11 protein-coding genes and 1 pseudogene are annotated in these 9,340 nt (G+C 70.2%); 10 read left to right on the top strand and 2 right to left on the bottom strand.

What is annotated here, in order from left to right; translation table 11 throughout:
* The 8 genes and pseudogenes from ACZ3YL_RS37260 to tgmC form a co-directional block, all read left to right on the top strand.
* On the top strand, positions 1-512 hold a 512-nt coding region (locus ACZ3YL_RS37260), incomplete at its 5' end, for a GntR family transcriptional regulator (RefSeq protein WP_465661926.1).
* Between the two features lie 135 nt (positions 513-647).
* Complete coding sequence (locus ACZ3YL_RS37255; protein ID WP_465661924.1) at positions 648-1,130, top strand: ATP-binding protein; 483 nt, start codon at positions 648-650, stop codon at positions 1,128-1,130.
* Positions 1,127-1,288, top strand: a complete 162-nt coding sequence (locus tag ACZ3YL_RS37250) for a hypothetical protein (RefSeq protein ID WP_188308895.1) — start codon at positions 1,127-1,129, stop codon at positions 1,286-1,288. Before ACZ3YL_RS37255 ends, ACZ3YL_RS37250 begins: the two co-directional genes overlap by 4 nt.
* A gap of 74 nt (positions 1,289-1,362) precedes the next feature.
* Positions 1,363-1,497, top strand: a complete 135-nt coding sequence (locus tag ACZ3YL_RS37245) for a hypothetical protein (RefSeq protein ID WP_262986108.1) — start codon at positions 1,363-1,365, stop codon at positions 1,495-1,497.
* Positions 1,494-2,690, top strand: a complete 1,197-nt coding sequence (locus ACZ3YL_RS37240) for a methyltransferase domain-containing protein (RefSeq protein ID WP_465661922.1) — start codon at positions 1,494-1,496, stop codon at positions 2,688-2,690. Before ACZ3YL_RS37245 ends, ACZ3YL_RS37240 begins: the two co-directional genes overlap by 4 nt.
* Positions 2,687-2,959 (top strand): putative ATP-grasp-modified RiPP, encoded by a 273-nt coding sequence (gene tgmA, locus ACZ3YL_RS37235; protein ID WP_188308897.1) that lies wholly within the window; start codon positions 2,687-2,689, stop codon positions 2,957-2,959. The genes ACZ3YL_RS37240 and tgmA overlap by 4 nt, the downstream gene beginning before the upstream one ends.
* A gap of 131 nt (positions 2,960-3,090) precedes the next feature.
* Entirely contained in the window at positions 3,091-3,399 is a 309-nt protein-coding gene (locus ACZ3YL_RS37230; RefSeq protein WP_465661920.1) for a hypothetical protein, read from the top strand.
* Positions 3,396-4,539, top strand: a pseudogene (gene tgmC / locus ACZ3YL_RS37225) (ATP-grasp peptide maturase system methyltransferase). The gene ACZ3YL_RS37230 and the pseudogene tgmC overlap by 4 nt, the downstream one beginning before the upstream one ends.
* 62 nt (positions 4,540-4,601) lie before the next feature.
* On the opposite strand, the gene ACZ3YL_RS37220 reads toward tgmC, so the two are convergent.
* Positions 4,602-4,937, bottom strand: coding sequence for a hypothetical protein (locus ACZ3YL_RS37220; RefSeq protein ID WP_188308899.1), 336 nt, complete (start codon positions 4,935-4,937; stop codon positions 4,602-4,604).
* 72 nt (positions 4,938-5,009) lie between these two features.
* On the opposite strand from ACZ3YL_RS37220, the gene ACZ3YL_RS37215 reads away from it, so the two are divergent.
* Positions 5,010-5,651 carry a DUF2461 domain-containing protein gene (locus ACZ3YL_RS37215; RefSeq protein WP_317621417.1) on the top strand — a complete coding sequence of 214 codons (642 nt, stop codon included), beginning with the start codon at positions 5,010-5,012 and terminating at the stop codon, positions 5,649-5,651.
* 118 nt (positions 5,652-5,769) lie between these two features.
* Here ACZ3YL_RS37215 and ACZ3YL_RS37210 read toward each other — a convergent pair whose 3' ends face one another.
* Positions 5,770-6,717: a heme o synthase gene (locus ACZ3YL_RS37210; protein ID WP_188308901.1), complete on the bottom strand. Its 948-nt coding sequence runs from the start codon at positions 6,715-6,717 to the stop codon at positions 5,770-5,772.
* A gap of 463 nt (positions 6,718-7,180) precedes the next feature.
* Here ACZ3YL_RS37210 and tkt point away from each other — a divergent pair, with 463 nt between their 5' ends.
* Positions 7,181-9,280, top strand: coding sequence for a transketolase (gene tkt / locus ACZ3YL_RS37205; RefSeq protein WP_188308902.1), 2,100 nt, complete (start codon positions 7,181-7,183; stop codon positions 9,278-9,280).
* The last annotated feature ends 60 nt before the right edge of the window (positions 9,281-9,340 follow it).

Genomic DNA, 9,340 nt, shown 5'->3' with positions numbered 1-9,340 from the left:
GCAGCGAACTCGTATCCGAAGCCGTCTTGAAGTCGCACCGACGAACGGGTTCGAGTGCATCCCGGCTCCAGATTCTTGGAACTCGCGCGCTTCGCCCCATAGCAGCACCTCCTGAGATCGCCGATCGCTTGGGACTTCCCGCAGACACCCAAGTGCTGGCCCGGAAGCGCCGGTACTTCCGAGATGGGGTACCCACCGAGGAGGCCACGTCATACCTGCCGTGGGATGTAGTCAAGGACATCCCCGAAGTCTTCGCCGAGAACCCAGGTGGCGGCGGCATCTACGCCCGCCTCGAAGAGCATGGCCACTCCCTCGCCGAGTTCACCGAGTCCGTGCGGGCCAGGCTCGCAAGCAAGCCCGAGACCAAAGCGCTCACGCTGAGCCCTGGTGCGCCAGTGATCCATCTCGTTCGCGAGGCCATCACCACGGATGGTCGCGTGGTGGAGGTGTGCGACACCGTCATGGCCGCAGATCAGTTCGTTCTCGACTATCGCTTCCCCGCACATGACTGACTGACAATCAACTCTCTCAACCCGTCGCGAGGTTCCTCTCGCGACGGGTTGACTCATGTACAGGAGTCGGGCACTCTTCTACTCGTCACTCATGTACATGAGTGCATGGAAACACCTCATTTAGAGGAGATGGTCGTGTTCGAGGCCGACATCCTGGAAGTTCCCATGCAGCACGCTTCGATGGAGTGTCGTGCGACTCCTGGCACCGATTCGATGTCGGTGCTGCCGACATCGGACCTGCTGCTGCCCTACCAGCCGGAGTCGGTGGCAGCTGCGCGCCGGTTCGTCGGCGCGCAGCTGCGGGAGTGGGGGCCGAGCGACCTGGTGGACGACGCTGCCGTGATCGTCAGCGAGCTGGTCACCAACTCCCTCAAGACCGGCTGCCAGACCCGCCTGCTCGTCGGCATCCGCCGTCCGACCGACCACATCGTCCGCATCCTCGTCGGCGACGGCTCCCGGTCGATGCCCGTGATGGTCCAGGCCCGGCCCGACGCCACGTCGGGCCGGGGGCTGGCGATGGTCCACCGGCTCACCCATGGCCGCTGGGGCGTCACGCTTCTCCCCTTCGGCAAGGTCGTCCACGCCGACCTTGCGACACCTGCGCCGACCCCCCGGTGAACTCGCAACCCTCTGACGCCGATTGCGCCCCCGACGACGCGCCGCCACCGCCGTCCGACCCCGACCCCACGCAGGTCTGGGCCGCCTACGGCGTATCCGCCGCGGCCGGGCTGCACATCGTCGTCGCGGCCCTCGTACTGATCAACCGCTCCCACTGAACTCCCGTCCGCGCCGTCGGCCCGGCGGCGCGGACGGGATCACCAACACACACATCAACACCCAAGGAGGAAGAATGGGTTGGGGAACCGACAAGCCCAGCGGCGGCAAGCACGGCGGCAAGAAGGACCCGGGCACGAGCAAGCCGTCCCCCGACGGATCCCAGCCGGCGCCCGAGCCGAAGCACAAGAAGGGCGAGGGCGAGAAGTGACGGACCCCGTGCATCGACCGGAGCAGGCCGCCGTGCGCGGCCTGCACCGGGCCGTCGGCGAAGCGCTCGACGGCCCCGTTCCTCCGGAGTGGCAGAAGGCCATCACGGCGGTCCCGCGCCATCGCTTCCTCCCCGAACGGATCTGGCTGGAGAACACCCACGACGATTACGAACCGTGCGACCTCTCCACCGACCACCAACGTTGGTTCGAGGCGGCGTACGCGGACGCGCCCGTCGTCACCCAGGTCAACGACGGCCAGCCGGCCGCCGACCCGACCGCCGCCTGGCCGTCCTCCTCCGCCTCGGCCCCCTCGATCGTCGTCCGCATGCTCCGAGACCTCGACGTCCGCCCCGGCATGAACGTCCTGGAGATCGGCACCGGCACCGGCTGGAACGCCGCCCTCCTCGCCCACCGCCTCGGCCCCAGACACGTCACCTCGATCGAGATCGATCCCGAGGTCTCCGAACAAGCCTGGGCCTCCCTCAACACGGCAGGCCTGGACGTCGACCTCGTCCGCGGAGACGGCTCCCTGGGCTGGCCCCGCCGCCACCCGTACGACCGGATCGTCTCCACCTGCTCGGTCCGCCGCGTCCCCTGGGCCTGGATCGAACAGACCCGCCCCGGCGGCGTCATCCTCACCCCCTGGGACAACCCGATGCTCTGCTGGGGACTCCTCAAGCTCACCGTCGAACGCGACCGGGCCCAGGGCCGCTTCAGCCCCTACTCCGCGTTCATGCTGATGCGCAACCACCGGCAGGACCTGCGGATCTTCCGCGACGTCGTCCGGGACGAGCACGTCCCGGACGAATCCGAGACCACGCTGCCCCCGTGGGAGGTCACGGGCGACAACTGGGAGGCCCGCTTCGCCCTCGGCCTACGGCTCGGCGACGTGTGGACCGCCTGGGAACACGAGCCGGGCGTCGACGGCGTCGACGCCCGGCTCTGGATCGCGACCACCGACACCCGCTCCTGGGCCGCCGTCGACCACAACCATGACCGAGCAAACCGCTTCACCGTCTGGCAGTACGGCCCCCGCCGCCTCTGGGACGAGGTCACCGCCGCCCACCACTGGTGGGAGCAGCACGACCGCCCAGCCCCCACCCGCTTCGGCCTCACCGTCACTGCGAACACCCAGTGGCCATGGCTCGACCACCCCAGCCACCCTGTCCATCAGGAGGCGCAGCACAGATGACCACCGCACCGTGGGGCACCACCCGCATGGGGCCGTACCCGGAGTCCAGCCCGATCCCCGCCCTGACGCCCGTGATCGATCCCGAAACGCAGGTCGCCGTGTTCGTAGACGAGCACGGCCGCACGGTCGAGATGGGTGCGCACGGCACCAGCACCGAAACCAGCACGCCCACGAGCACGGGCGGCGGCGACGGCCAGAGCGGGCAGCAGAACCAGCCGACCGACATGGACAGCATGCCCGCGAACGACCAGGATCAGGGCGCGGGCTGACATGACACCGGATCGACACCGGGCGGTTCTGGTCCTGACCGGCCCCTACGACGTGACAGCCGACGTGGTCCTGCGCGTCTTGGCCGACCGTCGAGTCCCGGTCGTCCGGGTGGAAGGCCTTCGACGCGCGGGTGACCGCCGTCGGAGACCGCCTGTTCGGCGTCCGGATCGACAGCCCCGATCTCGACTGGCGCCACCGGCAGGACCGGATGACGTGCGCGCCGGTGGAGATCCCCGAACCGGTCGCGCGGTCGGTCGCCGCCTACCTCGTTGAATTCCGTTTGGTGTACGGCGCGTTCGACTTCGCCGTGACCGCCTCGGGCGACTGGTACTTCCTTGAGTGCAACCCGAACGGCCAGTGGGCGTGGCAGCCGGCCAGGACCAGCGCCGCGATCGCCCGCGCCATTGCCGATCAGCTGGAGAGAGGTCCCGACACGTGAGTACACCGGCTCAGCTCCGTACTGCCCTGGTGGACGGCTTCACCGGGGAGGACAAGATCACCGATCCCGCCTGGGAGCACGCCGCCAGAGCGGTCCCCCGGGAACTGTTCGTCGGTTCCTACTTCCTTCCGGTCGAGGGAAGTTACCCGACCGCCTACCGGCCCGTGTTCCGGGGCGAGCCCGGCTGGCTGGAGCAGGTCTACAGCAACGAAACGCTGATCACCCAACTCGACGGGCGCACCCGCCCCGAGGACGTGACCGGCGGCACCGTCACGGGGGTTCCGTCCTCGTCGTCCACCCTGCCGTCCCTGGTCCTGCGCATGTGGCACCAGCTCGGCGCCGAGGCCGGCCACCGGGTGCTCGAGATCGGCACCGGCACCGGCTACTCGACCGCCCTCGGCGCGCACCGGCTCGGGAACGCCAACCTCACCAGCGTCGAATACGACCCGGAGGTGGGCGAGGCCGCTGCAGCCGCCCTCAAGGCAGCCGGGTACTCCCCACGCCTGATCATCGGCGACGGACTGCTCGGCGACCCGGACGGAGGCCCCTACGACCGACTCGTCGCCACCTGTTCGGTTCGCTACGTGCCGCCCCCGTGGCTGCACCAGGTGAAGCCCGGCGGCCGGATCCTGGTCACGCTGTCCGGCTGGTCCTTCGGCTTCGGTCTCGCGCTGCTGGTCGTGACCGGTCCCGGAGAAGCCACCGGCCGATTCCTGCCCGGGTACACCAGCTTCATGATCGCCCGCCCGCACGACCGGCCGCCCCGCCAGAGCCTGTCACTGCTCCCCGGCGACGAACGCCCGACCCGGATCGACCCCCAGATCATCGGCACCTGGACGGGCAACTGGGTCTCCCAGCTCGCAGCGCCCTCGGCCGAGCGGATGGGCGTCGGCGGACAGCAGATCCTCTCCGACGTGGCCACGGGATCACAGGCCCGGACCATGCCGGCCCCGGGGAGGCGGCTGGACCGTCGTCCAGCGGGGCCCGCTCCGGCTCTGGGACCAGGTGGAGAGCGCCATCGAAGCCTGGCAGAGGGCGGGCGAGCCGCATCAGGAGGGCTTCGGGTTCACCGTCTCCAGGTCGGGACAACGCGTCTGGATCGGCCACGAGGACGGCCCTGGCTGGAGCCTCCCCATCTGAAACGGCCAACGGCCCGGCTCCCCCATCCGGGGAGCCGGGCCGTCGCACACACGAGACCGTGATCAGCCGCCGAGCTGCAGCCCCGCCATCCGCTTCCACTCGTACGGGCCGGTCTTCACCTTGAGGCCCAGCTCGCCCTCGAAGTCGTCGTGCAGGGTGAGCCCGGCCAGCTCGGCGGCCCGGCGGCCGACCGCGTACGTCGGGGCCACCTGGTCGCCCCAGGCGCCGTCCGCGCCGACCACGACGATCCGGGTGGCCACGGCGCCGACGTACTCGACGACCGCGTCGGCGCTGCCGCCGTGCTGCTGGGCGAAGCTGGTCAGGTGCTTGGCGATGCGCTTGGCGCGGCGCTCGGTACGGGCGTCCGGCGCGGCGGTGGCGGTCTCTGCGCTGCTCATGCCCGCATGCTACCCACCGGTAGACGACCTGGCGACAAGAGCACCCTGTGCACCGGGCCACATACTGGAGAGGTGACCTTCAAAGGCTGGCCGGCCGAGGCGCTGGACTTCTACGCGCACCTCGAAGCCGACAACTCGAAGACCTTCTGGCAGGCCCACAAGGAGCAGTACGACGACACCGTACGCGCCCCGATGGAGCTGCTGCTCGCCGAGCTGGAGCCGGAGTTCGGGCCGGGGAAGATCTTCCGCCCCAACCGCGACGTCCGCTTCAGCGCCGACAAGTCCCCGTACAAGACGCACATCGGCGCGCATCTGGAGTCGGGCGGCTACATCCAGCTCTCCGCCGACGGCCTGGCCTGCGGCAACGGCATGTACCAGCTCGCCCCGGACCAGCTGGAGCGCTACCGTGCCGCCGTCGCCGAGGACGTCAGCGGCGCCGAACTCCTCAGGGTGATCGCCCGGGTGGAGAAGGACGGCCCGCAGGTCCACGGCCGGGACTCCCTCAAGTCGGCTCCGCGCGGCTACGCCAAGGACCACCCGAGGATCGAGCTGCTGCGCCACAAGGGCCTGGTGGCCTGGCAGGAGTGGGAGCCCGCCGAGTGGCTGGGCACCCGCACGGCCCGCACCCGGATCGCCGCGTTCCTGCGCGCCTCCCAGCCACTCCGGGACTGGCTGGACGACCACGTCGGCCCGTCCGAACTACCCAGCCGCTGAACTCCGAACTACCCGGCCGCCGAACGCGGAACGAGCCCCGGAAAACCGAGGACCCCGGACACGCGAGGAGCCCCGGTCCACCAGGACCGGGGCTCCTCGCCGTCCGACAAGCCTTACTTCACTTCACGAACGGATCGATCGCGCACACCACGAACAGCAGCGACAGATAGGTGATCGACCAGTGGAACAGCCGCATCTCCTTCAGCTTCGCGCCCACGATCCCGGCCTTGGCCCGCGCGTACAGCGCGTGCGCCTCGCGCAGCCAGAAGCCGCCGAGCAGCACCGCGGCGACGGGGTACAGCCAGCTCATGTGCCCGAGCGGCCAGACCGCCAGGGAGACCGCCACCATCACCCAGGAGTAGGCGACGACCTGCTTGCCGACCGCGACGTTGCCCTTGATCACCGGCAGCATCGGCACGCCGGCCCGCTCGTAGTCCTCGCGCACCTTCATCGACAGCACCCAGGTGTGCGGCGGCGTCCAGAAGAACACCACCAGGAACAGCGCGACGGCCGCCCAGGACACCGAGTTGGTCACCGAGGACCAGCCGATCAGCACCGGCATGCAGCCGGCGATGCCGCCCCAGACGATGTTCTGCGAGGTGCGCCGCTTGAGCCCCAGCGTGTAGACGAACACGTAGAACAGCAGCGCGCCGAGCGCCAGTCCGGCGGAGAGCCAGTTGACGCCGTAGCCGAGCACCAGGGTGGAGACGACCCCGAGCGTGATGCCGAAGACCAGTGCCTCGCGCGGGGACACCATCCCGGTGACGATCGGCCGCCGCTCGGTACGGGTCATCAGCGCGTCGATGTCGCGGTCGATGTACATGTTGAGGGCGTTGGCGCCGCCCGCCGAGAGGTAGCCGCCGACCACGACCTTCAGCACCAGCAGCATGTTCGGCACGCCCTGTTGGGCCAGGAACATCACCGGCACCGTGCTCATCAGCAGCAGCTCGATGATCCGCGGCTTGGTCAGTGCGACGAAGGCGCCGACACGGGCCCCGATGGGCCGGTGCGCAGGAGTCGCCCCGGTGACCCCGGCGGGACGGGTTTCGACGGCGGTCACTAACACCCCAACTGAAGATGAATCCTCGCAGGCGGCCACAGGAACGAAGGGTCCCGAATCGTCCGCTCTGCGCGTACCACGCCACCTTAGACGCTCCATATATCCCATCCGGCTCCGGGGTCCCCCGGCGAGGCGGATGGCACACCCCGGGGTGAGCCGACTGGGTGAAGCCACGAAACGGCTCCGGCGCGGCTCCGCAACCCGTCCCGACCACCCGGGCGGCAGGCCCCGGCAAACCGGGAGAGCCTGGGACAAAACAAGTCGTAACGCCCTAGTGGGAATCACCATGCGGAAATCCCGGTTGTCCCGGCACGGAGGGTGAGCCCCGGCCCGGACGGTAGGCTCGCACGCAGAAGCGGGATCTACCCTCCGTGACCGGCACCATCCACAGTCGGGACCACAGCGCCGTGGCCGACCCGGTCCCCATTCACGGGGTCACTCTTCACAATGGAAGGAGCCCTGAGACAGGGTGAGCACTGCGCCGACGAACGCATTCGAGTGGAGCGACCTGGACGAGCGCACGGTTGACACGGCGCGGGTCCTGGCGATGGACGCTGTCCAGAAGGTCGGTAACGGGCACCCCGGGACGGCCATGTCGCTGGCCCCCGCTGCCTACCTGATCTTCCAGCGCTTCCTGCGCCACGACCCGACCGACCCGGCCTGGGTCGGCCGCGACCGCTTCGTCCTCTCCCCCGGGCACACCAGCCTGACGCTCTACACCCAGCTGTACTTCTCCGGCTACGGCCTGGAGCTGGATGACCTCAAGGCCTTCCGCGTCGCGGGCAGCCGCACCCCGGGCCACCCCGAGCACGGCCACACCGCCGGCGTGGAGACCACCACCGGCCCGCTGGGCCAGGGCATCGCCAACGCGGTCGGCATGGCGATGGCCGCCCGTTACGAGCGCGGTCTGTTCGACCCGGAGGCGGCGGCCGGGGAGTCCCCCTTCGACCACACCATCTGGGCCATCGTCTCCGACGGCGACCTGGAGGAGGGCATCTCCGCCGAGGCCTCCTCGCTGGCCGGCCACCAGAAGCTGGGCAACCTGGTCGCCCTGTACGACGACAACCACATCTCGATCGAGGGCGACACCGAGACGGCCTTCTCCGAGGACGTCCTCAAGCGCTACGAGGCGTACGGCTGGCACGTGCAGCGCGTCACCCCGAAGGCCAACGGCGACATCGACGTCGAGGCCCTCGCCGGTGCGCTGGCCGCCGCCAAGGCGGAGACCTCCCGCCCGTCGCTGATCGCGATGCGCACCATCATCGCCTGGCCTGCCCCGGACGCCCAGAACACCGCCAAGGCGCACGGCTCGGCGCTCGGCGCGGCCGAGATCGCCGCCACCAAGAAGGTCCTGGGCTTCGACCCGGAGAAGACCTTCGAGGTCAGCGACCAGGTCATCGAGCACGCCCGCCAGGTCATCAAGCGCGGCAAGGCCGCCCGCGACCAGTGGCAGCAGGGCTTCGACGCCTGGCGCGCCGCGAACGCCCACCGGGCCGCCGAGTTCGACCGCATCCAGGCCGGCGAGCTGCCCGAGGGCTGGAAGAAGGCCATCCCCTCCTTCCCGGCCGGCAAGGCCGTCGCCACCCGCAAGGCCTCCGGCGAGACCCTCAAGGCGCTCGGCGCGGTGATCCCGGAGCTGTGGGGCGGCTCGGCCGACCTCGCGGAGTCCAACCTCACCACGATCGACGAGGACAGCTCCTTCCTCCCCGAGGGCAACCCGCTGAAGTCCGCCAGCCCGTACGGCCGGACGATCCACTTCGGCATCCGCGAGCACGCCATGGGCTCGACCATGAACGGCATCGCGCTGCACGGCGGGACCCGCGTGTACGGCGGCACCTTCCTGGTCTTCGCCGACTACATGCGCCCGGCCGTCCGTCTGGCCGCGCTGATGAAGCTGCCGGTCACCTACGTCTGGACGCACGACTCGATCGGCCTCGGCGAGGACGGCCCGACCCACCAGCCGGTGGAGCACATGGCCTCGCTGCGCGCCATCCCGGGCCTGGCCATGGTCCGCCCGGCGGACGCCAACGAGACGGCCGTCGCCTGGCGCACCCTCATCGAGCGCCAGAGCAGCCACCCCGGCCCGGTCGGCCTGGCGCTCACCCGTCAGAACGTCCCGACCTTCGACCGCGAGGTCTTCGCCTCCGCCGAGGGCACCGCCAAGGGCGCCTACGTGCTGGCCGAGGCCGGCAACGGTGACCCGCAGCTGATCCTGCTGGGCACCGGTTCCGAGGTCCAGCTGGCCGTCCAGGCCCGCGAGGTCCTGGAGGCCGAGGGCATCGCCACCCGCGTCGTCTCCGTCCCGTCCTTCGAGTGGTTCCAGGAGCAGGACCAGGCCTACCGCGACAGCGTGCTGCCGCCGTCGGTCAAGGCCCGCGTCTCGGTGGAGGCCGGCATCGCCCAGGGCTGGCGCGAGCTGGTCGGCGACCACGGCCGGATCGTCTCGCTGGAGCACTTCGGTGCCTCCGCCGACTACCAGGTGCTGTTCGAGGAGTTCGGCCTGACCGCCGAGCGCGTGGTGGCCGAGGCGCACAACGCCCTGCGCTCCCTCGAGGCCGTCAACCGCTAACGCGTTCCGGGCCGCGTGCCCGCCCGCACGCGGGCACGCGGCCCCCTCTGACTACCCCAC

Source organism: Kitasatospora sp. NPDC023176 (assembly GCF_055560495.1).
This window is presented reverse-complemented; position numbering and strand designations above follow the sequence as displayed.

Excerpts from the sequence above, each read along its gene's own strand:
- ACZ3YL_RS37245 (WP_262986108.1), top strand. The coding sequence starts at position 1,363 with ATGGGTTGGGGAACCGACAAGCCCAGCGGCGGCAAGCACGGCGGCAAG.
- tgmA (WP_188308897.1), top strand. The coding sequence starts at position 2,687 with ATGACCACCGCACCGTGGGGCACCACCCGCATGGGGCCGTACCCGGAG.
- ACZ3YL_RS37220 (WP_188308899.1), bottom strand. The coding sequence starts at position 4,937 with ATGAGCAGCGCAGAGACCGCCACCGCCGCGCCGGACGCCCGTACCGAG.